The following is a 22,754-nucleotide window of genomic DNA, read 5'->3' on the forward strand; positions in this document are numbered from 1 at the left end:
TCAGAACACGCGGCCCAGCTGCAGATAGAGGTTCCAGACGCCCTTCGGGGCCGCCGCGAAGCCGAAGTAAAGCGGGCCGATCACGCTGTTCCCCCCGATGAACGCACTGGCGCTGGACTTGTACGGGCCGCTGCCGAAGTTGCGCCGCCTGAGCCAGACATCGCCGATTTCGAGGCTGGTGCCGAAGACCGTGCTGCGCAGCCCCGGCAGCGTGAACTCGCGCAGTTCGTTCAGATAGGTGAGCCGCCCATACAGCAGGTAGTTGCCCGAGAACTGGTCCGGCGCATAGGCCGACAGCCGCTGGAAGCCGCCCAGCGTGAAGCCCAGGCCGCCGCTGACGCTGTTGTTCGAGCGGTGGTCGTTGTACGTCATGGCACCTTCGGCGGCCAGGTTCAGCGTGTGGCGGCCGTAGCTGCCAGCCCACAGCGCCTTGGCGTGGACGTCGTCGAAGCTGTTGTCGGCCCCGCCGAACGACAGCTGGTTCACCGCGTACAGGTAATAGCCCTTGCGCGGGAAGAGCGGGTCGTCGAGCTGGTCGATGGTCAGCTGGGCGCGCACCACGGGCTGGCGCACCCGGGCACTGAACCGGCCGTTGGGCGCGCCGGCGAGCAGGTAATCCGAGGCGTAGCGCACCTGCTGGTAGTTCGCGCCGAGGCGGAACTCGCCCAGGCGGCCGATGGGCAGCCCGAAGTCGATACCGGCCTGAGCGGTGTCCACGCGCACGGCCGTCAGCGGCGTGGCATTGCGCTTGTCGCCATTGTCCGGGTAGATGTCCACGTGCTTGCGGGCGTATTCCAGATAGGGCGCGATATAGAAGCCCAGCCGGTCGAACACGGGCTGGCGCAGTTCGGTATGCCATTTCGCCTGGTTGCTGCCCAGCACGATGTCATTGCGCCATTCGAGCCCGCCTTGGGTCAGCCACGGGTAGCGGTGGCCGAGCTGGAGGTTGAAGGCGCCCTTGCCATCGAACGTGGTGGACAGTCCGAAGCCGAACAGCAGGAACTGCGGGCCCCATGACTTTTCGTGCGCATCGACCTTGAGCACCGAGCGGCCGTCCTCGGTCACCAGTTCCTGCGTCACGCTCTCGAAATCGCCACTGGTCGACAACTGGGTCAGGTCGTGGTTGACGGCGGCCGTGTCGTAGCGGTCACCTTCGCGCACGCGCAGGTACTGGCGCACGTACGACGCCGGAATGCGGCCCGAGGTGTGTACCTCGATCGCGTCCACCCGGCGCGGTTCCGCGGTGGCCACGTGCGCGGCACGCGAAGCGATGTACTGGTCCCAGGCCTCGCGCGGCAGGGCCAGCCCGGCCAGCCGGGGCGCGATGGCGGTGGTGGCGGCATAACCCAGCCCGATACCGTCGCCGGCGTGCGAGAAATCGGTGAAGGACAGCTTGCCCAGATCGGGCTCCAGCAGGACGTCGCGCGGGCCCAGCAGCGCCTTTTGCGTGGCTACGTTCTGGTTGGTCAGGATCGTCACCATCTGCTGGGTGACGGCTGCCGGAGAGTCCAGCGTGGCCGGATCGTCGAGCGGGGTGGCCACGTTGACGGCAATCACGATGTCGGCGCCCATGTCGCGCGCCATCTGCACCGGCAGGTTGCTGACCAGCCCGCCATCGACCAGCGTGCGTCCGTTCACGGCGAACGGCGCGAACAGGCCGGGCACGGCGGCACTGGCGCGGATGGCACGGGGCAGCGAGCCGTGGTCCAGCACCACGGGCGCGCCGGAGCCGAGGTCGGTGGCGATCGTGCGGAACGGCACCGGCAGGGTATTGAAATCGACGTCGCCGGGCCATGCCGACGTCCAGTCCTGCAGCAGCGTCAGCAGCTTGTTGCCCTGCACCAGGCCGATCGGCAGCTTGACGCCATCCTTGCCAAGCCCCGCCGAAATGCCGATCGGATACTGGAAGCTGTCCTCCCGGAGCGTCTGCGGCAGCTGCGCGCGTTCGTTGCGGTCGAACACGATGTCGCTGAGGTTCACCCGGGACAGCCGGGTTTCCAGTTCGTCGGCGCCGATGCCGCTCGCGTACAGCCCCCCGACCACCGCGCCCATGCTGGTCGCGGCAATGCAGTCCACGGGGATATGCATCTGCTCCAGCGCCTTGAGCACGCCGATATGGGCGTAGCCCCGCGCGCCGCCGCCGGACAGCACCAGGCCGATGCGCGGCCGGGCGGACGGGGCGCCATTTGCACCGTCGGGACCACTGGCCGGCCCGGCGGCGCATGCCGCATGGGCGTGCTGCCACGACAGCAAGCCGAGCAGGAACAGACCGAACAGGACAGCCCACCCCGGCGGGGCTCGGTGCGGCGCAATGGCTTGGCGAAACATGACGGTCACTTCGGAAAGGGCTGACAACGGTGGGGAACCCGTCTGCCAACGTGGCAGCGGAACTTTTCGTGGACATTGTCAGGGGATGCGGCCAGAAAGTGGCGATCTGGCGCACGGCGAAGAAAAAAACCGCAGGGTACGGGAAAACCCCCATTCAGCCCGCGTCTTGAAAACGAAATACCCCGTCCCTATAATTAGCACTCGCTGGGGGAGAGTGCTAACAGCCAGCTGTTGCCCCTTCCCTGCGGTATACCCGAAAACCCGATGGCCGTTGCCGACCGGTGCCAGGGCACCCCCTGATAACGGCCGTTTTGTGAATTAAAACTCACTTTTTTTGTATTTAGGAGTCCGTATGAACCTGCGTCCTCTGCACGACCGTGTGATCGTGAAGCGTCTGGACAATGAAACGAAGACCGCTTCCGGCATCGTGATTCCCGACAATGCAGCCGAAAAGCCGGATCAAGGCGAAGTGCTCGCCATTGGCCCGGGCAAGAAGGATGACAAGGGCAACAACATTGCCCTCGACGTGAAGGTGGGTGACCGCGTGCTGTTCGGCAAGTATGCCGGCCAGGGCGTGAAGGTGGATGGCCAGGAGCTGCTGGTCATGCGCGAAGAAGACATCATGGCTGTCGTCAACAAGTAATCGACGCCCGTCCTTCCAGACATACCCAGATTCCTGACCGCCCAGCCCGATGCGCGGGGCGGTCTTCCCAGATTCGGAGATTCAGAACATGGCAGCAAAAGACGTAGTGTTCGGCGACGCCGCACGTGCCAAGATGGTTGAAGGCGTGAACATTCTCGCCAACGCAGTGAAAGTGACGCTGGGCCCGAAGGGCCGTAACGTGGTGCTGGAGCGCAGCTTCGGCGGCCCGACCGTGACCAAGGACGGTGTGTCCGTGGCCAAGGAAATCGAGCTGAAGGACAAGCTGCAGAACATGGGCGCCCAGATGGTCAAGGAAGTGGCTTCCAAGACCAGCGACAACGCCGGTGACGGTACCACCACCGCTACGGTCCTGGCCCAGTCGATCGTGCGCGAAGGCATGAAGTTCGTGGCCGCCGGCATGAACCCGATGGACCTGAAGCGCGGCATCGACAAGGCCGTGGGTTCGGCCGTGGAAGAGCTGAAGAAGCTGAGCAAGCCGACCACGACCAGCAAGGAAATCGCCCAGGTTGGCGCGATCTCGGCCAACAGCGACGCCTCGATCGGCGAGCGCATCGCCGAAGCCATGGACAAGGTCGGCAAGGAAGGCGTGATCACGGTGGAAGACGGCAAGTCGCTGGCCGACGAGCTGGAAGTCGTGGAAGGCATGCAGTTCGACCGCGGCTACCTGTCGCCGTACTTCATCAACAACCCGGAAAAGCAGGTTGTTCAGCTGGACAACCCGTTCGTTCTGCTGTTCGACAAGAAGGTCTCGAACATCCGTGACCTGCTGCCGGTGCTGGAGCAAGTGGCCAAGGCTGGCCGCCCGCTGCTGATCATCGCCGAAGACGTGGAAGGCGAAGCCCTGGCCACGCTGGTGGTGAACAACATCCGTGGCATCCTGAAGACCGCCGCCGTGAAGGCTCCGGGCTTCGGCGACCGCCGCAAGGCCATGCTGGAAGACATCGCCATCCTGACGGGCGGCACGGTGATCGCCGAGGAAATCGGCCTGACGCTGGAAAAGGCCACGCTGCAGGACCTGGGCCAGGCCAAGCGCATCGAGATCGGCAAGGAAAACACCATCATCATCGACGGCGCCGGTGACGCAGCTGCGATCGAAGGCCGCGTGAAGCAGATCCGCGCCCAGATCGAAGAAGCGACCTCGGACTACGACCGCGAGAAGCTGCAAGAGCGCGTGGCCAAGCTGGCCGGCGGTGTTGCCGTGATCAAGGTTGGCGCTGCCACCGAAGTCGAAATGAAGGAAAAGAAGGCCCGCGTGGAAGATGCACTGCACGCGACGCGCGCTGCCGTGGAAGAAGGTATCGTCCCCGGCGGTGGTGTGGCCCTGCTGCGCGCCCGCGCTGCCATCTCGGCGCTGCAAGGCGACAACCCCGACCAGAACGCCGGCATCAAGATCGTGCTGCGCGCCATGGAAGAGCCGCTGCGCCAGATCGTGCTGAACGCTGGTGAAGAAGCGTCGGTCGTGGTGGCCAAGGTCATCGAAGGCAAGGGTAACTACGGTTACAACGCCGCTTCGGGCGAGTACGGCGACCTGGTGGAAATGGGCGTGCTGGACCCGACCAAGGTGACCCGCACCGCGCTGCAGAACGCCGCTTCGGTGGCTTCGCTGATGCTGACGACCGACTGCGCCGTTGCCGAAACGCCGAAGGAAGAGTCGGCTCCGGCAATGCCGGGCGGCATGGGCGGCATGGGCGGCATGGACGGCATGATGTAAATCGCGCCGGACTGCCGGGCCAGACGGCCTGACTGTCAAAAAACCCCCGAGGGTGCGAGCCCTCGGGGGTTTTTGTTTTGTGCGGCCTTCAGCGAGCGCGCGCCACAATCGCGTGCGCGGCGTCTTGCCGCTGGCGCAAGGACGGAAGCAATTCCGCCCTCAGCCATTGCAATGCCGCGCCAGTCGATACGGCAGCGTGCCGTTGCCACCCGCCGGCGTGCGCAAGGCCGGCGTGGGGAAGCAGGGGAGCCGACGCAAGTGCAAGCAGCACCCGCCGGCGTGAGCGGCTCGTGTTTGTCATGGGTGTCATGGGTTGGGCTGTATCCATGGTCAGACGGCTCCCGGCCGCAGGCGGATGGAATCGATCAGTCTGTCCCATAGCTCTAGCGCTTCTTCGTCGCTGGCGAATGATTCGTTGTTGGTCTTGTAGACGCTTTCGATGACGTCGAGCTCGGCATTGAGCTGCGGCTCGGCGAGCGAGTATTCCTTGCCGGAGGCCTCCCATTTGAAGGCGTAGAGCCGCTTGCCCTTCTCCGTCCCCGCGATGAGGATCTCGTCGGCCTCGATGGGGCCGACCGGCCGCGCACGGTTGCGCAGTTGATGCATGCCGGCAATCGAGCCCAGCAAGCTGGTCAGCAAGCCGCCGGCCCGCTTGCGCAGGCTGGGCTCGACGCGATATTGAGCGAAGGCCGACACCTGGATCCATGCGTCGGGCTTGTTGGGGAGCTTGATGGTCAGGGACCAGCTTTCGCGGTTGAAAAGGGTGTCTTCCAATATGACGCTGCCTGCCACAAAGCCTTTTCGCCGAGGCACCGACGCGTCATCCACCGGCCGCAACTTGTCGGCAATCTCCGCGCAAAACTCCAATTGCGAATCGAGACGGTCGTTCGACACTTCCCTGAGATAGGTTAGAGTCCGGCCGCCCACGCGGAAGTACGAATCGAACTGATACATGATTGTGCCCCCAGGCCGATTCCATGACACAAGCGTGACGCCGCGATTGATGCCATGGTCCACCCGCCGAACGAACAGACTGCCGTATTGCTCGTGCGGCGCGGCACGCAGGGCCTGCTCACGCTGGTTGATCATGGCGTCATACGCCAAGTCTGTGCGGATGTCGTTGCGAAAGACTAGAGGGTCAGTGTTGTACCGCCATTGCGGTACGAGCGTTGCATCCTCCGGCACGTCCACGAGGTGTCGGCCGATGGACGTGGTTATCCAACTTGGGGTCATGCGGACTCCTGTTCGAGTAACGGATACCATTGGGCATCCTGAGCGATCGTGGCACGCCGTGAGACACCCCGAAGTACCTTGTCGCAGCCGTGGATCTCGGTCAGTGCCCGGCTGACGAAGCCGCCCATGGAATGCGTAACCACAATCACGTTCTCGGCCACGATGCGCGACGGCCACTTGCGCGGCATGCCTCTGCGGTCCGCGCCTTTGCCATCCGGGGTATCGTGAAGCAGTATGCCGGGGCGAGTGCGAGCAGCACCCGCCGGCGTGAGCGGTTCGTGTTTGTCATGGGTGTAATGGGTTGGGCTGTATCCGTGATCAGACGGCTCCCGGCCGCAGGCGGATGGAATCGATCAGCCTGTCCCATAGCTCCAGGGCTTCCTCGTCGCTGGCGAATGATTCGTTGTTGGTCTTGTAGACGCTTTCGATGACGTCGAGCTCGGCATTGAGCTGCGGCTCGGCGAGCGAGTATTCCTTGCCGGAGGCTTCCCATTTGAAGGCGTAGAGTCGCTTTCCCTTCTCCGTCCCCGCGATGAGGATCTCGTCGGCCTCGATGGGGCCAACGGGCCGCTCACGGTTGCGCAGTTGATGCATCCCGGCAATCGAGCCCAGCAAGCTGGTCAGCAAGCCGCCAGCCCGCTTGCGCAGGCCGGGCTCTACGCGATATTGAGCGAAGGCCGACACCTGGATCCATGCGTCGGGCTTGTTGGGGAGCTTGATGGTCAAGGACCAGCTTTCGCGGTTGAATCGGGTGTCTTCCAGAATGACGCTGCCCGCCACAAAGCCTTTTCGCCGAGGCACCGACGCGTCATCCACCGGCCGCAGCCTATCGGCAATCTCCGCGCAAAGCTTCAGCTGAGAGTCGCGACGGTCGTTCGACACTCTCATCAGATACGACAATGTCCGGCCCCCAATGCGGAAGTATGAGTCGAACTGGTACATGATCGTGCCGCTCGGACGATTCCAGGAAACCAATGTCACGCCGCGATGGGCCGAATGGTCCACTCGTTTAACGAACAGACTGCCGTATTGCTCGTGCGGAGCGGCACGCAGGGCCTGCTCACGCTGGTTGATCATGGCGTCATACGCTACATCTGTACGAATGTCGTCGCGAAAAGCCAGCGGGCTGTTATTGAATCTCCACTGAGGAACAATCACGGCATTGTCGGGCACATCTACCAAATGACGTCCGATGGCCATAGTCTTCGAGCTGCTCATGCGGACTCCTGTTCAAACGTCGGATACCAGTCGGCGTCTTGGGCGATCTGGAAGTCGCGCGTCTGACGGGTCTTCGAGAACGCCGGAATCCATCCCGCAAAGCGGCGCGGCTCGCTGCCATCGCCGGGGTCGATGACGAAGGTGGCCGGACGATTCAGGTAGTCGGCACGGTCCAGTTCCAGCGGATGGGTCAGCTGGACGGTGACCTCGTAAGGCTTGCCGAGGGTCTCAACGGCCTTGAACGAGACCACCGACAGGGCGATGGCGGTGGGCGCGGCGGGGACTTCGAGGCGGTAGGACTTCAGACCCGCATTCTGAAGAAACCACTGCCCGCCGGATACCAGAGCGTCCTTGTCGATCATCGGTTCGCGCCACATGCTGTTTGCTGTGGGTGGCACGCTACACCGACTGGCTGCCGAGTGCGTCAACGAATCAGCAGGCAACTAATCCGACGCAAGCCGTCGTCACAATCGCGGCTTTGCGATTGACAATGGCGTGCGCGAAACGATGACCTGCGATAGCGCCGACGTACCGATCGGACCGACCAATTCCTCGGATCAGAGAAATCCGAGATTGCCTCAGACTTCCACGACCTTGCCCCAGTCGAAAAAGGCGTTCTCGGGCGCGCCGGTTCTGCGCGAGATATAGCCGCGCGGATTGCAGACCACGCGCGTGTCGTCGATCCAGTAGTCGAAGCTGGTGTGCGTGTGGCCATGGATCCAGAGATCGGCCTGGGCCACGAGGTCGGGACGCCGTGAAATGAAGCCGGCGGAGACGATGTCGTGGGCGTAGCGCGCATCGAGGCTGCCGAGATCCGGGCCGTGGTGGGTGACCACGACGGTCTTCCCGGCGAACGGCTGTGCCAGTGTGTCGGCCAGCCACGCCGTGGCCGCGCGGTGGCGCGCCAGGGCGTCGGCGGGCGTGTACGGGCGGGGCAGGCCGTCGTCGCCAGTGGTGGAGATCAGCCGGTGATCGACCATTACCTTGGCGCAGGCCGCCATGGCCTCGTCGATACGGTTCTCGCCGTACAACGCATAGTCGGTCCACCACGTGGTGCCGATCACCCGCACCGGGCCGCCCGGGGCGTCGGAAAATTCCGCTACCGCGCCATTGAGCAGCGTCACATTGCCGGACGCGGCGGCGCCGTCCGCCATCTGTTGGTCCACCGGATCGAACGCGCTTTCGTAGTATTCGTGATTGCCGGGGATGTAGAGCACAGGGCCCGCGAAGGTACGGGCGGCCCAGTCGATACCGTCGCGGCCGTTGGCGATGTCGCCGGCCAGGATCGTCAGATCGGCGCTGCAGCCGGGGACATCCTCGGGCATGTGGTGTTCGATGTGGAGATCACTGAGGATGCGGATTTTCATGGGACTGGCCCTCCGTATCTGCATACGGGCGCGAATTGGTCTGCAAGCATTCTTAAGAAGACTTGGGCCTCCCGTCAAGCTGCAAGGTTGCCTGGGCGGCGCGCCGGTGGTGCACCAAGCAGAAAAGCCCGGACTTGTCCGGGCAAGACTGTCTGCCTGGCATTGCACCAGGGGAGGACAGCCGGGGGAACCGTTATGACGATGCGCCGCTTGATGTGGCGTTAGTTGTTGCCCGCCATGGTGGGCAGCAGAACCCGGTAGATCTGGATGAACGCCGGCCCCAGCAGGACCAGCAGCAGCGTGGGGAAAATCGTGAAGATCAGCGGGAACAGCAGCTTCAGCGCGATCTTCGCGGCCTGTTCCTCGGCGCGCATGCGGCGCTTGGTGCGCAGCATGTCGGACAGCACCCGCAGGGACTCGCCCAGGCTGGTGCCGAAGCGGTCGGCCTGGACCAGCATCGATGCGAACTTGTCGACATCTTCCACGCCGGTGCGCAGCGACAGATTGCCGAGCGCCTTCTCTTTCGAGAATCCGGAGCGCAGTTCCAGCAGCATCAGCTGCAGCTCGTCGGCAAGCACGGGGCAACGCAGCGCCAGTTCGTCGGCCACGCGCATCAGCGCGGCGTCGAGCCCCAGGCCGGCTTCCACGCAGACGGTCAGCAGGTCGATGACGTCCGGAAATTCCTCGAAGACCGTCCGCTGGCGCGTGGCGACCTTGCGCGAGAGCAGGATGTTCGGAATGTAGTAGCCGATGGCGGCCAGCACCGCGAGCGTCGCGAACATCGCGCTTTCCTGCTGGAATGCCGGGGTGCTGGCCGTTGCCACCAGTCCAAGCATCGGCAGCGCCACCGCCAGCAGCGTCTTGGCCGCGAAGTACAGCGGGGCGGCATTCGCGTTGCGCCATCCGGCGTTCATGAAGCGGATGCGCAGCTGCGAATGTTCCCAGCCCTCCTTGGGCAGCGACAGCCGCGACACAGGCTGGGCCCATCGGACGATGGTATCGATCAGGGCCTGGCGCTGCCCGGCGTCGCCGGTGACGCCGCCCGTCTCGGTGGCAATCCGTTCCATCCGGCCACGCATCCGGTCGGGCGAAAACGCGTAGAGCACGCCGAACACGGTGCCGAACGCTGCGACGAAGATCAGTGCCAGCACGATCCACTGATCTATCCGAAAGCCCTGCATGATGTCTTGCATGATCGAACTCCCCCTCAGGTTGACCGTCCAAGGCCGGCTGTTGTTATCCGACTCATACCCGGATGCGGATGATCTTGCGCATCCACACCACACCGAAGATCATCGACGTGATGGCGCCGCCAATCATTCGCCATCCAAGCGGGTCTTCCCAGAGCACCTTCATGAAGTCGGGGTTGACGACCAGGATCATGCCGGCCGTGCCGAAAGGCAGCAGGCCAAGAATCCAGGCCGAGAGCCGGCCCTCCGCCGACAACACCCGAATCTTGTCGAAGAGCTTGAGCCGCTCGCGCACCATCGTAGCGATGGTGTCGAGGATCTCCGCCAGGTTGCCGCCGCTCTCGCGCTGGATCAGCACGGCGATGACAAAGTAGCGGAGGTCGGCCACCGGCACGCGAATGGCCAGGTTCGTCATGGCCTCGTCAAGCGCAACCCCGTAGTTGATCTCTTCGAACGTGATGCGAAACTCGGGGCCCAGCGGCGCCTTGATTTCCTGTCCAACCATGCCCAGCGCGCCGGAGAACGAGTGGCCGGCACGCAGCGCCCGGCTGATCATGTCCACCGCGTCTGGCAGTTGCAATTCCAGTTGCTTGAGCCGCTTGGCGCGCTGCCGCATGACGTGCAGGAAGGGCAGGGTCCACGCGAACGCCGCGCCGCCGAGCATGACGGGCATCGGCAAGGGCGCGACCGGAATCAGGGCCACCGCGCATAGCACCACCAGTCCACAGTAGCCGAGCAACTGGGCCACCGACCACGAACTGCCGGACTGTTCGAGCCAGCGGTCCAGTGCGCCGATGCGCGGCACGTTCATCAGCCAGCGCTGCATGCGCGGTGAATCGCTGAGCAGCCGCTTCTTGAGAATGGACAGGCGCTCGGCGCTGACATGGCCGCCGGCCGACAGCGCCCGCAGGCGCGCCTCGATGCGCCTGGCGGCGGGCCCGTGGGCGTTGTTCCACCATAGGTAGATGGCTTCGACGCCGAGCACCACGGCGACGAAGAGCAGGATGCCAAAGGCATAAAAGATCGTGCTCATGTGTGACCCCCGGGGATGTTGTCGTTTGGCGCGTGCACGGGTTCAGACTTCGAAGCGGCGCGCGGGGTCGTAGATCTCGTCCGGCAGGCCGACGCCGAATACACGCAGCCGCTCGGCGAACTTCGGATACACGCCGGTGGCCTTGAAGTGACCCTTGACTGCGCCATCCTCGGCCACGCCGGTGCGCTGGAAGGTGAAGATCTCCTGCGTGTTGATGATGTCGCCTTCCATGCCGGTGATTTCCTGGATGCTGATGATCTTGCGCCTGCCGTCGGTCATGCGCGCGGCCTGGACCACGACCGTAATCGCCGAGGCGATCTGCTGCCGCATGGCCTTGGCGGGCATGGTCAGCCCGGCCATGCTGACCATGTTCTCGAGCCGGGTCAGCGCGTCGCGCGGCGTATTGGCGTGGATGGTGGTCAGCGAACCTTCGTGGCCGGTGTTCATCGCGTTGAGCATGTCCAGCGCCTCGCCGCCGCGGATTTCGCCAAGGATGATGCGGTCGGGCCGCATCCGCAGCGCGTTGCGCACCAGGGCGCGCTGCGTAATCTCGCCCTTGCCCTCGATGTTGGGCGGCCGGGTTTCCAGGCGCAGGACATGGGGCTGGCGCAGCTGCAGTTCGGCGGCGTCCTCGATGGTCACCACGCGTTCGTCTTCGGGGATGAAGCCGGACAGGATGTTCAGCAGCGTGGTCTTGCCGCTGCCCGTGCCGCCCGAGACCAGCACGTTCACCTTCGCATGCGCCAGCGCCTGCAGCAACTGGGCCATCGGTTGCGTCAGGCTCTTCAGCGCCACCAGGTCCGACACTTGCAGCGGATTCACCGAGAACCGGCGGATCGACAGCAGCGGCCCGTCGATGGCAGAAGGCGGAATGATGGCGTTGACGCGGGAGCCGTCCGGCAGCCGGGCATCCACCATGGGGCTGGTTTCGTCGATCCGGCGACCCACGCGCGACACGATCTTCTCGATCACCTTCATCAGATGGGCGTCGTCGTAGAACACCACGTTCGTCAGTTCGAGCTTGCCGCGCCGCTCCACATACGTCTGCCGCGCGGTGTTGACCAGGATGTCAGACACGGTGGGATCGTTCAGCAGCGGCTCCAGCGGGCCGAAGCCGAACATCTCGTCGTAGATCTCCACGGTCAGCTGGCGACGCTCGTTGTCGTTGAGCAGCACCTTCTGCTCCTCGATGATGAGGTTCACCAGTGTGGAAATCTCCTGACGCACCTGCTCCTGGGGAAAGTGCGCCAGACGCTCCAGTTCCACCCGGTCGAGCACGGACTCGTGGACATCGCGCTTGAGCGCGTGGTATCCGGCAGTGTTCGTGCCGGCGGCGGTGCCAAAGTGGATCGTGGCATGGCCGTTCGCCGTGAAGGGCGCCCCGGCATTGGCGAGCTGTTCGCGGATCGACATGATGGACTCCTGGCTTGGCGGATTCGGTTCCGGGTGTTCGGGCGGATCGGTCTGATTGGGACAAGCGGCTTCAGGTGCTGCGCGCGCGCAGCATCAGCTTGCGCAGCGGCGACACGCTTTCCTGCCGGCTGCGGCGCTCGGCTTCCTGGCTCGGGGCCAGCTGCATGGCCATCGACTGCAGTGCGCGCGCAATGCTGCTGCGCTTGCTCAGCTTGGCCACCGGCTCGCCGTGGCTGACGGCCTCGTCCACCGTGGCCGGGTCGTCCGGCAGGGTGAACGCCACCTTCATGCCGAAGATCTCTTCCATCGTGGCGCGCGGCAGTTCGTTCTTGCGGCCCGTGCGGTTCAGTACCACCCGGATCTTGTCGTCGGGATAGTGCAGGGCGCGCAGGATGTCGAGCAGCCGGCGGCTGGGACGCCCGAAGGCGATGCTGGGTTCGGTCACCACGCAGATGCGGTCGCTGTGGTCGAGCATGCTGATCGACAGCGGATCGATGCTCTGGCCCACGTCGAAGATCACGTAGTCGTAGTTGGGCTGCATGACCGACAGGATCCACTCCAGCTTTTCCTTCTGGATCTGGCTGGCCCGCACCGGGTCTGCGGCACCCGCGAGCATGTCCAGGCCGTCGCTGACATGCACGAGGCAAGCCTCCAGGAACGCCGCGTCCATGCGATCGATCTGGCTGCAGATTTCCGACAGCGTGCTGGGGGGGGCCTTGTCGGTCACGATATAGGTGAGATCGCCAAAGTGCCGGTTCAGGTCCACCACCAGCACGCGCTTGCCAAAGTGGCGCGACAGCGCATCGCCCAGGTTCGCGGCGATGAAGCTGGTGCCCGCGCCGCCCTTGCAGGAGATCATCGACACCACCTGCGCGACGTCGTGCGAACGCGGCACATGCGTGGCTTCCACGCGTTTCAGGGCTTCGGCCAGCTGGCTCTTGTCCAGCGGCCAGGAAAGCACGTCGCGCACGCCGGCGCGCATGGCCTGGATCAGCACGCTGGAATCGTGCGACTGCGTGATCAGGATGCAGGGCAGGTCGGGATGCTGCTGGCGCAGCGTTTCCACCGCGAACATCTGGGCGGGTGCGATATCGGGCAACTCCAGGATCAGCAGGTCCGCCATGCGCAGCCGGCTCGCCTGCAGTGGCAGGCGGGCCAGCCCTTCCTGCATCGACATGGTCTGGAAGTTGCCGGCGTTGGCCGTGAGCCGGTTGATCTCAGCCAGCCGTTCGGCGTCGTCGGATGCGATCAGGATCTTGAGCATGGTGTCCTCGCGATGTTCGGGTCGGATGGAGCGAATGGGTGCCTGCGCGTCAGCTGCACACCGACCCGCCGGTCGATGTCTGCATGCTTTCGCGCGTCATGGTCGTGGTGAACGCCGGCATGCCGATACGCAGGCGCATCACCGGGATCACCGTGGCAATCGTCACATTGGTCACGCTGACGGTCACGGACTGGCAGCTGGCGCGTGCGGTGGCCGGATCGCTGTCGCAGCCCGTGGGCGAGTAGGCCACGCTGATGTTCGAGTTCTGCAGCAGCGGCAGCATGTTCTCCATCTTCGTCTTGATGATGCTGGCGTTGGAGTCGCACACCACGGCCGACCGCGCGGCCAGGCGCGTGACCTCCGCGGCGGTGTTCCAATAGAAGAGCACCCGCGAGAATTCGAAGATGCCGATCAGCAGCGTGAAGAACACGCCCGCGATCAGCGCGAACTCCACCGCGGCAACGCCGCGCTGCCGGGCAAGCCCGAGGGGGTGGGCACGATGTGTCATAGCACTTGCCTCATGACGGTGGTGATATCGCCGAACTTCAGCCCGGAAAGATTGATGAACGACTGCAGCGGCGAGTAGGCAAAGCCGCTGATCCGGACGGCCACCAGGTTCACGGTGCCGGCCTGCGTGCCGGTGCCTGAGGGGTTGTCGTAGGTGGCGACGTTGCTGAAGGCTTGACCCGGGCATCCGGTGCCATCGACGCGATCGCAGATGACGACCATCGCGGTGGTCAGTCCCGGCGCCAGCGGCTGGCCGGAGCAGCCGGTGTTCCCATAGGCGGCCAGGCACTTGGTCGCCGCCGTCGGGTAGGTGACGTCGTCGGGCGAGAATTGCGACAGGTAGCGGGCCGCCGAGCGCGTGGCCTTGGTCAGCGTGTCGTACTGATAGACCGCGCGTCCGAATTCGGTGACGCCGCAGGCCATCAGCACCATCGGTACGAGCAGGATGCCGAACTCGACCGCGGCCACGCCGCGCTGGTACCTGCGGGTGTGGGGTCGGGAGTGTGTCAGCGGTTTCATGATCGACTCCTATTGCACCAGCACGGGAACGAGCGGGCCGACGCCGGTACTGGCGCCGGGCATGCCCTGCGTGGCGCAGGGGCTGCCCGGCATGCTCGAATCGCCGCGATACTCGAGATGCACCGTGTCGTTGGCGCCCCCCTTCTGCATCGGGTCGAGCATCAGCAGGCAGGCCCAGCCCGTCACGGTCACCTTGTGCGCGCCCGGGGTGCCGAGCGGCGAGCAGTCGACGATGGGTGCCAGCACCAGGCGGCGGTCGGCGCCGGCCTGGTAGGTGGGGCCGCTCGCCGTGGTGCCCTGCGTGGTCAGCCCGGCGGCCGTGTCGCCCTGATAGGGCGCGTAGGCCTTGCGGTTGGCCAGGAAGTTGGACTGCGTCGCCCCCTTGGTGTCGGTCGACGTGCCGCTGTAGGCGTTGCTTTGCGCTTTCCACGACGTGGGGGTGTAGGCGAAGCCCGTGAAGTCGGTCACGCCCACGGTACTGCCCTTGACGATACCGAAGCGGCTGTTCCATTCGTCGGAGATCGACGCCTTGTTGCCGGTCGTGCCGATCTCGGCGCCCGTGGCCGGCAGGTTGCATTGGCCGGCGCCCTTGAGCTGGTTGGCCAGGTCCTTGGCGCTGGTGCCGCCGCTCAGGTCCGCCCAGCCGAAGTTTCCGCCTCCGTATGACAAATCCTGAACGTCCGCTGTGCCCGCCTTGGTCGTCAGCCACTGCCCGATGGTGTAGCCGCCTGGCACGGGCGGCGTGGCGGTGTCGGCCTTGCAGACGAACACCGGAATCGCGCAGGTGGTTTGCGCCGACGTGGTCGTGGCCACGGCAAAGGCGGCTACCGTGCTTGGGCCGATGTGCGTGCCGGGCAGGGCATTGAGCGCCTGTGCGAACCAGTTGGCGATGCCGGCGCGCGAGACCTCGCACTTCACGTACTTGATGGTGTTGAGCGGGTACGTGACCGAGTTCCTGTCCAGGAAGGGGTTGGCCAGCGAATCGGTATAGGTCACGGCCTCGGTGGACGTGATACCCGGCTGCTGTTCCAGCTTGCCCTGGAACAGCACCAGGTTGCGGGCCCCGGCGGTAAAGCCTGCGGCCTCGGAAACCGTGAGCGGGGTGGCGCCGGTCAGGTCGCGCGCCGCGGCCAGCGCGCACGCGTCCGCCCGGTTCTGCAGTTCGCTCTTGCTCACGTACAGCTTGCCCAGATCCAGTGCCAGGCCGATGAACCCGACCAGCACCGCGATCATGAGGCCGACGATGATGGCGACGGCGCCGCGCTGCCGCGCATGAATGCAAGGCAGTGGCTTGCCGCGAGGCCTGGTTCTGGACATGATGGCACCCTCCCCGGAAAGCGTTGCGTTGGCTTCAGCGTTGGCCGCCGCCGCCCATGCCGACGCCACCGTAGCCGCCGCCCGCACCGAAATCGATGCCGAAGACGCTGGGTGCGCCGCTGCCCTGCTGCATCCGCATCAGCGAGCGGTCGAAATTGCGCATCGCGGCCACGGCCGTCTTGCCGTCGGTGCCTTCGACGGTGGGCAGTCCGGCCGGCGCTTCGGGGTTGATGATCTGCTGCTGCTTGATGGCGGCTAGCGCCTCGCCCCGGTGGTGGTCCCACACGGGGGTCGAGGTCATGCAGGCCGACAGCCCGAGGCAGGTCAGGGTGCCGACTACCAGCGTGGCGGCGCTGCGCGAAAGCTTGTGTGTCTTGTTCATGATCGTTCTCCTGGTGGCGCGGCGGATCAGTTGCTGCCCGTGGTGCCGGGGCCGGTGGCGGCGGCCGTCGCCGCGCGGGCCTGGGCCAGGCGCTGCGCGGTGGCTTCGATGCGTGCGACGCGCGCGCTGTGGTCCTCGCTCGTGATGGTCGACACGGTGCCCGTTACGGGCGCCCGGGGTGGCCGTGATCCGGCGGCAGCCACGGGTGCGGCCGGAGACGCGGGGCCCGACGGCGCCGGTTCGTCCAGGACCTTGCCGACCGGAACCGTCGGGACCGACGTGCCCGGCGTGGTCTCGGTGCGCGGTGCCGAAGGGGCGGGTGCCGGGGCCGTGGCCGGTGCGGCCGGTTGCGAAGGGGCCGGGGCGGGCTGCTGCGGCGGCTTGCCACGGCCTTCCATGTTGCCCATGAAGTAGAGCGACAGCGGGTCAGGCGTGGTAAAGCCATCGGTCGGCAGCGGGTAGTTCTGGTTCGTCATCGGCTTGACCAGGCGCGGCGTGATGATGAACACCAGCTCGGTCAGGTCCTGCTGGAACTGCGTGCTGCGGAACAGCGTGCCAAGCACCGGCACTTCGCCCGCGCCGGGCAGGGCCTTCAACGCGCCCCGTGCGCTGTCCTGCAGCAGGCCGCCGATCGCGAAGCTCTCGCCATCGCGCATCTGCACGGTGGTGGATGCACGCCGCGTCGTGATGAGCGGCAGGATGGTCTGGCCGGTCAGGCTGCTGCCGCTGACCGTGGCGCCCGTGGGCGACAGTTCCGACACTTCGGGCGACACCTTCAGGTGGATGCGGCCATTGGCCAGCACCGTGGGCGTGAACTTCAGCCCCACGCCGTATTCCTCTTCCTGCAGTGTGATGGTCGAGGCACCGCCCAGCGCGTTGCTCTGTGCCACCGGGATGTAGATCTTGCCGCCCGCCAGGAAGCTGGCTTCCTGGCCGCTGATGGTCACCAGGTTCGGCTCGGCCAGCACCTTCACCAGGCTGTCGTTCTTCTGCGCGTCGATGGCCAGGTTGAACGGCCTGTTGTTGGCCTTGCTGCCGAAGAAGCCGGCCGCCGCGCCCGTGAGCAGGTTGGTGAGCACGCCACCGGTCCACGACCCGAAGCCGCCCTGGATGTTGACGGCCGATCCCAGCTGGTTCAGCAGTGTCTTGGAGACTTCGGCAACCTTCACTTCCAGCATCACCTGCTGCGGGGTATCCACCGACATCATGTTGAGCACGCCGCCCTTCCTGGCATTGCCGCCGTCGCCCTGGGCCGCGTTGGCATAGGCCTGGGCGATGTCCATGGCCTGCAGGGCCGCCTGCGAACTGGACACGCTGCCGGTCAGCACCAGGTTATCGGCGGCGGTCATCACGCGGATGCCCGATTCGCCGGGCAGCAGCTGAGCCAGCGATGTCTGCAGACCGTTCGCGTCCGCGTTGACCACCACGTTGATGATGCTGCAGGCGCCGCTGCGGCCCTGCACGATCATGTTGGTGGTGCCCACGGTGCGGCCCAGCACATAGAGCGTTTGCGGAGACACCATCGTGGCCTGTACGACGTTCGGGTTGCCCAGCGTGCGGTTGCGAATGGGCTCAGGCAGCGGAATCAGCTGCGACTTGCCCACCGGCACGATCACGCTCGATTCATTGCGGATGGCGCCGGAGCAGCTCGGGCCACGCACATCGGCGGCGTTCGACGGCGCGGCCGGAACCGGCGTCATGCTGATGGTCATCTGCACGGGGCCGCCCGTTGCCGGGACCTTGACCCCGGGCGCCGCGGATGCCGCCGGCGTGGTGGCCTTGGCGATGTTGCCGGCATCGACGGCAACCTGGGCCGCGGCGGCCAGCGGAGTGCAGAGGATGGCCGCCAGCACGACCAGGCGTGTGCCGCGTGCTGCTTCGGATGTCTTCTTTTTCATGATGATCTCCCCCCGGAGAATGATTCGGATGGATGCGTTGCGCGTCTCGTTCGTCACCGTCCGTGTTCAGAAGCACTCAAGGCTGCCCTGAACACCTGCCAGCACCCCGACGCAATTGCCCGGCCGCGCCGGCGCGGCCACGATGGTGCGGGTCTTGACCACGGTGCGCGGCGCAGCGGCCGGCGTGGCGGCCGGAGCCGGCGCGGGCGGATCGGCGCGGCCCAGCAACGTGTGCTTGGTGGCGCCGCCGGTGTTGATGTCGGCCACGTCCATCTGGTTGCGCAGTACCAGCGACAGCGTGCCCACGCTGCGCGCCACATCGAGCTTTTCGGCCTGGTCGGGGGTGACTTCCAGCGTCACGGCGTTGACCACCTTGGGCTGCGTGTCGTCGCGGCTCACTTGCTGGGCCACCGCCAGTACCAGGATCTTCTCGAGCACGATCTTCGAGATGTTGCCGTTCTGGGTGCTTCTGGCTTCCTCGTTCGTGTTGACGATCACGTCGACGTAGTTGCCGGGCAGCGCGAAGCCCGCCACGCCGACCACGTCGTTGACCCGAACCGTGATGGCGCGCTTGCCGTCGTTGATGACCGCCGACAGGCCGCCCTTGGTGCCGATGGGCGCCAGCTTGGCGTCGAGGATGGGCTCGCCGCGCTGCAGGCTGGTCCGTACCACGCGCCCGTCCAGGGCCTTGAGGTCCTCGAATGCGCCCGGCGGCACGCTGGCGGCCGGCCAGCTCACCAGCTTGAGTTGGCTGCCGTTGAGCGGCTGGCCAAGGTCGAGGTCGTTGGCGGCCACCACCACCTGCCTGGTCGAACTCGACGACTGTTGGAGCAGCCATCGGGATGCGGATACCACCGCTGCCGCGCCGGCGACCAGCGCAACCAGCAGCATCAGGATTGCTCGCGTGTTCTTCATGATGACTCTCCCCTACGTAGGTACGTGCTTCCTGGCCGGGCCGGTTCAGCCCGCTTCAGGATGGCCGACTGGCCAGCAGTGTTCGCTGGTGACGGGTGACGACACTTCCGGCCTGGCGCGCAGGCCGTAGTAGCTCTGCCAGGCCCGGCAAAGCCCCTCTGCGGTCACGTGCGGGGCATCGTCGTGGTAGCGCAGGTGCGACGCCACGAGCCGCAGCAGGTCGCGCGGAATGCAGGCCAGCAACGGGATGTCGCTGGAAAAGTGCAGGCTCTCCAGCAGGAATTCGAAGGCCGGTTCCGGCCAGGCGAGGCCCAGGTCGGCGGCCGTGCGCAGGCAGACCTCGCGATAGTGGTCGACCGACAGCGGCCCCACGTAGAGCTTGCTGCCCAGGCGGCGCAGGAAGGCGTCGTCGCCGAGCTGGCCGGGTTCCATGTTCGTGGAGAACACCGGCCATACGTCGAAGGGCACCGAAAACCGCACGCCGCTGTGCAGCGTGAACATGTCGATGCCGCGATCCAGTGGCACGATCCAGCGATTCAGCAGCTGTTCCACGCCCACCATCTGCCGGCCCAGGTCATCCACGATGTAGATGCCGTTGTTGGCCTTCATGTGCGGTGGCGCCTGGTAGAAGCCAGAGGCGCTGTCGTAGCGCAGGTCCAGCATCGACAGCGTCAGTTCGCCGCCGGTCAGCACCACGGGCCGATGGCAGACCACCCAGCGGCGGTCCATGGCGCGGTGGGAGCCCGGTGCGTCGCCGGTGGCGACCGGCGTGTGCACCAGCGGGTCCAGCACCTGGATGATCTCGCCTGCCACCGTGATCGCGTGCGGCACGGGCACGGCACCGGGCAGCAGCGCGCCAAGGCGCTGCGCCAGGTAGGTCTTGCCGCTGCCCGGCGGACCGTAGATCATCAGCGCCCGCGCGGTGTTCAGGGCCATGCCGATCGATTCGAGCAGCGCCCCCGGCACCACCAGTTCCTGGAAGGCACGGGTCACTTCGGTCTTGGTCACCGACGTATGGTGGATCGAGTGCAGGGCGATGGCGTCGATGTACGCCTGCAGCGTGACCGGCGCGGCGCCCGTGTAGCTGCAGCGCGCGGCGGTCTCGGCGGCGCGGGCATAGCCGGCGTCGGTGAGGCGGAATCGCACGTCGATGTCGCTGGCGCCGCGATGCGCCACCTCGAGCAGCCGTTCGCGCACACCCAGCGCCGCGATCTCGTTCACCACCGAAGCGGGCAGCCGCAGCGTATCCATCAGGATGGCCAGCGAGACGCTGCGGTGCAGGTAGGCGGCCTTCAGCAGCAGCCCCAGCAGCAGCGACACCTCGAGCCCGGTATCCGCGATGGTGCGCGGCGGCACGGCCCAGGCGGGTGGCGGCGCCTGGTCGATCTGGGCGTGCCGGACCACCGAGGCGAGCGCCTCGGGCAGTTGTGTCGCCTGGTCGTCGTGGTGTTCTGACATTGCCATTCCCCTTGAATGTTGGTCTGCATTGCCGTGGCGTTGCATGGCGCCGCCCGGAGACATCGATGGGCCCGTCATGTCCGGGCGAACAGCATGGTCAGCGTGCCGGCGGCGATGGCCACGCCGTAGGGCAGCGAGCCCACCGACGGGCCCGCCTGGCCGGTAAGCGCGATGCCGCCGAGGTTGCGCAGCAACTGCCGGCCCTTGCCGGTCGCGAGTACCAGCATCAGCGCCCAGGCGCCGCCGATCACGAAGCACGCAAGGGCGATCCATGCGGCAAGACTGGCGCCCAGCCAGGCGCCCACGGCGGCCATCAGCTTGACGTCGCCCGCAGCCATGCCGCGGAGCAGATAAACGGGCAGGAAGATGCCGAAGCCGGTCAGCCAGCCGAGCGCCCATGCGGAGGTGCCTGCAGCCGGCCCGTGCACCATCATCTGGACCGGCAGCGCCACCAGCCATGCGCCGAACGTCAGCCAGTTCGGAATGCGGCGGCGCTGCAGGTCCATGGCGGCGGCAGTCAGTACCACCACGATGGCGATGGGGCCGACAAAGGGCGAGAGCGACGGGATCGTGGACATGGCGGGCTCGGTTCGTCTGGATTGGCGTGGCCGTTTCAGGGCATCTCCGCTGCAATGAGTTCGTAGAGCGCTTTGACGTTGCTGCCAAGGACGCTCACGGCTCCAATGATCACCATCGCGATCAATGCGCCCAGCAATGCGTATTCGATTGCCGTCACACCGCGTGTATCGCAGCGGAAGTTCCGGCACAGGGCTTGGATGCCGCGCATGGTGGTCTCCTCAGTGGGGCCGTAGCTTGGTGAGTGGTCCGTCAGGCGGCCAGCTCCGCGCCGATAAAGCTGAAGACGCTGCTCAGGTTGGTGCCGACGGTCTGCACGGTGGCGATGATCACCACGGCGATGAGCGCGGCGATCAGGCCGTACTCGATGGCGGTGACACCGTCGTCGTCGCGAAGAAACGTCTTCAGGCTGGCAATGGGGTTGCGCATGGGTGCTCTCCTGGGTGGGGTCCGTGAGGCGGGGCGTCGCAGGTTCCGCGGCGTGGGGCACGCACGCTTTACGCCGCGGAACCTGCGGTCCCATCAGGCGGCGAGCTCGGCGCCGATGAAGCTGAACACCTTGCTCAGGTTGGTGCCGACGGTCTGCACCGTGGCGATGATCACCACGGCGATGAGCGCGGCGATCAGGCCATATTCGATGGCGGTCACGCCGTCGTCGTCACGGACAAAACGCGTCAGGTTTTGGGTCAGTTGTTGCATGGCAAGCTCCTTGTGTTGTGGAACAAACGCTTCTATGGGAACTACGTAAGGACAATCCGACATTCAGATGCGGGCACGGCAACAGTGCGGCGGCGCGCAGATGGCGCAGCAGTGGAATGGCCATCGGCCGGCGCCCGTGCCGGGGCCCTGCGGGCTGCGTGCCTGCAGACGGCGTTCGGCGGACGCATGGATGCACCGTGCCGCATGTTGGGCGTGGCTGGCGCGTGCCATGCATCGGAAGGGCACGCTGCCGCCGCCGCGGGCGGAGACGGTGCGACCCTGTGCCCGATGCAATCTCACGAGCGGACCGATAGCTGGCATGGTGCGGCTCCCCGAATCGTTGTGGTCGTCTGCCTGCAATCACAGTCATCGCGGGCAGTGCGGCAGTCCGGTGAATCGGTGCCGCATGCCAGGCATAGGCAAACCGCGGGCCAGCCACGCCAGGACCCTTGTGCCGCAAGGCTTTGCGGGCAGGTGTGTCCGACGGCGGGCGAGGCGATGCGTGCTGCTGACGCCGTTTCGGGCCTTCGTCGTTGCCAGCCGGAAACGCTGCCGAGGCGATTTTTTTTGGATGAGGCCACCCAGGGATGAGGGCCTATCCGACCGCCGTTCCGGGGTGACGCGGCTGCACGGCGGCCGCGCTCATCCGAAAGCATGAGGCGGACGAAGCCGGTGGCCGGGCCTGGTCACGCCGTTGGATGACAACCGCCCGGGTGGATCCATGCGGCGCTTGGCATGGCCCGTCTGATGGATGAACGGCCCGGCCGCGGGGGCGACGTTTCCGAATGGAATCATCCACGGCGTCGTCGTGTGCAGGCCGACGCGCGCGCCGGCTTTCCCGCGTGGCCCGCAAACGCTTGCGTGGCGCCATTTCCGGTCGGGAACCCACCCGTGATTCAGAACCGAAACGTTGTCGGCGCCAACCGGGCCGCAGGCGGTCTCCGGCCTGTTTTTGCGGCCTGGCGTGTCTTGCGCAAACGTCGTCGCATGACAAGACTTAGGCAACGCCAGGCATTGCCGAGGTTCATGGAGCGGCGACAAGCGGCCTGCAGGACAACAACG

At 65.8% G+C, this 22,754-nt stretch carries 22 protein-coding genes and 1 pseudogene; 2 read left to right on the forward strand and 21 right to left on the reverse strand.

The features are described from left to right. On the reverse strand, positions 1-2,328 hold the full coding sequence (locus AC3G88_RS06585; RefSeq protein WP_488771029.1) for a patatin-like phospholipase family protein: 2,328 nt from the start codon (positions 2,326-2,328) through the stop codon (positions 1-3). A 352-nt stretch (positions 2,329-2,680) separates the two neighbouring features. Here AC3G88_RS06585 and groES point away from each other — a divergent pair, with 352 nt between their 5' ends. Then, a complete protein-coding gene (gene groES, locus AC3G88_RS06590; protein WP_008644494.1) occupies positions 2,681-2,971 on the forward strand; it encodes a co-chaperone GroES in 291 nt (96 codons plus the stop codon). 88 nt (positions 2,972-3,059) lie between these two features. Further along, a complete protein-coding gene (gene groL / locus AC3G88_RS06595) occupies positions 3,060-4,703 on the forward strand; it encodes a chaperonin GroEL (protein ID WP_092595012.1) in 1,644 nt (547 codons plus the stop codon). A 330-nt stretch (positions 4,704-5,033) separates the two neighbouring features. Here groL and AC3G88_RS06600 read toward each other — a convergent pair whose 3' ends face one another. The 20 genes and pseudogenes from AC3G88_RS06600 to AC3G88_RS06695 form a co-directional block, all read right to left on the reverse strand. After that, positions 5,034-5,936, reverse strand: a complete 903-nt coding sequence (locus AC3G88_RS06600) for a T6SS immunity protein Tli4 family protein (RefSeq protein ID WP_488771030.1) — start codon at positions 5,934-5,936, stop codon at positions 5,034-5,036. Beyond that, positions 5,933-6,124 carry a hypothetical protein gene (locus tag AC3G88_RS06605; RefSeq protein ID WP_488771032.1) on the reverse strand — a complete coding sequence of 64 codons (192 nt, stop codon included), beginning with the start codon at positions 6,122-6,124 and terminating at the stop codon, positions 5,933-5,935. The genes AC3G88_RS06600 and AC3G88_RS06605 overlap by 4 nt, the downstream gene beginning before the upstream one ends. A gap of 130 nt (positions 6,125-6,254) precedes the next feature. Next, positions 6,255-7,154, reverse strand: a complete 900-nt coding sequence (locus tag AC3G88_RS06610; protein ID WP_488771034.1) for a T6SS immunity protein Tli4 family protein — start codon at positions 7,152-7,154, stop codon at positions 6,255-6,257. A 50-nt stretch (positions 7,155-7,204) separates the two neighbouring features. Next, a pseudogene (locus AC3G88_RS06615) lies at positions 7,205-7,516 on the reverse strand (type VI secretion system tip protein VgrG); the annotation flags it as partial. Between the two features lie 216 nt (positions 7,517-7,732). After that, positions 7,733-8,521 carry a metallophosphoesterase gene (locus AC3G88_RS06620; protein ID WP_488771036.1) on the reverse strand — a complete coding sequence of 263 codons (789 nt, stop codon included), beginning with the start codon at positions 8,519-8,521 and terminating at the stop codon, positions 7,733-7,735. 221 nt (positions 8,522-8,742) lie between these two features. Then, complete coding sequence (locus AC3G88_RS06625) at positions 8,743-9,714, reverse strand: type II secretion system F family protein (RefSeq protein WP_488771037.1); 972 nt, start codon at positions 9,712-9,714, stop codon at positions 8,743-8,745. 52 nt (positions 9,715-9,766) lie between these two features. Beyond that, entirely contained in the window at positions 9,767-10,744 is a 978-nt protein-coding gene (locus AC3G88_RS06630) for a type II secretion system F family protein (RefSeq protein WP_488771039.1), read from the reverse strand. 42 nt (positions 10,745-10,786) lie between these two features. Continuing rightward, entirely contained in the window at positions 10,787-12,157 is a 1,371-nt protein-coding gene (locus AC3G88_RS06635) for a TadA family conjugal transfer-associated ATPase (protein WP_488771041.1), read from the reverse strand. Between the two features lie 70 nt (positions 12,158-12,227). Further along, the gene (locus AC3G88_RS06640) at positions 12,228-13,421 is read right to left on the reverse strand and encodes a CpaE/TadZ family protein (protein WP_488771042.1); all 1,194 of its coding nucleotides are present in this window, start codon (positions 13,419-13,421) and stop codon (positions 12,228-12,230) included. A gap of 49 nt (positions 13,422-13,470) precedes the next feature. Then, positions 13,471-13,929 (reverse strand): TadE/TadG family type IV pilus assembly protein, encoded by a 459-nt coding sequence (locus tag AC3G88_RS06645; protein WP_488771044.1) that lies wholly within the window; start codon positions 13,927-13,929, stop codon positions 13,471-13,473. Continuing rightward, on the reverse strand, positions 13,926-14,447 hold the full coding sequence (locus AC3G88_RS06650) for a TadE/TadG family type IV pilus assembly protein (protein WP_488771045.1): 522 nt from the start codon (positions 14,445-14,447) through the stop codon (positions 13,926-13,928). The genes AC3G88_RS06645 and AC3G88_RS06650 overlap by 4 nt, the downstream gene beginning before the upstream one ends. 9 nt (positions 14,448-14,456) lie before the next feature. Continuing rightward, complete coding sequence (locus AC3G88_RS06655) at positions 14,457-15,764, reverse strand: pilus assembly protein TadG-related protein (protein ID WP_488771046.1); 1,308 nt, start codon at positions 15,762-15,764, stop codon at positions 14,457-14,459. A gap of 34 nt (positions 15,765-15,798) precedes the next feature. Continuing rightward, entirely contained in the window at positions 15,799-16,146 is a 348-nt protein-coding gene (locus AC3G88_RS06660) for a hypothetical protein (protein WP_488771048.1), read from the reverse strand. Between the two features lie 26 nt (positions 16,147-16,172). Next, the gene (locus tag AC3G88_RS06665; RefSeq protein ID WP_488771049.1) at positions 16,173-18,044 is read right to left on the reverse strand and encodes a type II and III secretion system protein family protein; all 1,872 of its coding nucleotides are present in this window, start codon (positions 18,042-18,044) and stop codon (positions 16,173-16,175) included. 66 nt (positions 18,045-18,110) lie between these two features. Further along, positions 18,111-18,959, reverse strand: coding sequence for a Flp pilus assembly protein CpaB (gene cpaB, locus AC3G88_RS06670; RefSeq protein ID WP_487523227.1), 849 nt, complete (start codon positions 18,957-18,959; stop codon positions 18,111-18,113). A 45-nt stretch (positions 18,960-19,004) separates the two neighbouring features. Then, a complete protein-coding gene (locus tag AC3G88_RS06675; RefSeq protein ID WP_488771050.1) occupies positions 19,005-20,417 on the reverse strand; it encodes a DUF8689 domain-containing protein in 1,413 nt (470 codons plus the stop codon). A gap of 74 nt (positions 20,418-20,491) precedes the next feature. Then, positions 20,492-20,995 carry an A24 family peptidase gene (locus AC3G88_RS06680; protein ID WP_488893246.1) on the reverse strand — a complete coding sequence of 168 codons (504 nt, stop codon included), beginning with the start codon at positions 20,993-20,995 and terminating at the stop codon, positions 20,492-20,494. 35 nt (positions 20,996-21,030) lie between these two features. Continuing rightward, positions 21,031-21,204, reverse strand: a complete 174-nt coding sequence (locus tag AC3G88_RS06685) for a Flp family type IVb pilin (RefSeq protein ID WP_488771053.1) — start codon at positions 21,202-21,204, stop codon at positions 21,031-21,033. 41 nt (positions 21,205-21,245) lie between these two features. Then, the gene (locus AC3G88_RS06690; protein WP_487523224.1) at positions 21,246-21,422 is read right to left on the reverse strand and encodes a Flp family type IVb pilin; all 177 of its coding nucleotides are present in this window, start codon (positions 21,420-21,422) and stop codon (positions 21,246-21,248) included. Between the two features lie 93 nt (positions 21,423-21,515). Continuing rightward, the gene (locus AC3G88_RS06695) at positions 21,516-21,692 is read right to left on the reverse strand and encodes a Flp family type IVb pilin (protein WP_488771054.1); all 177 of its coding nucleotides are present in this window, start codon (positions 21,690-21,692) and stop codon (positions 21,516-21,518) included. Positions 21,693-22,754 lie beyond the last annotated feature (1,062 nt).

Source organism: Cupriavidus sp. 86D6, assembly GCF_057815095.1.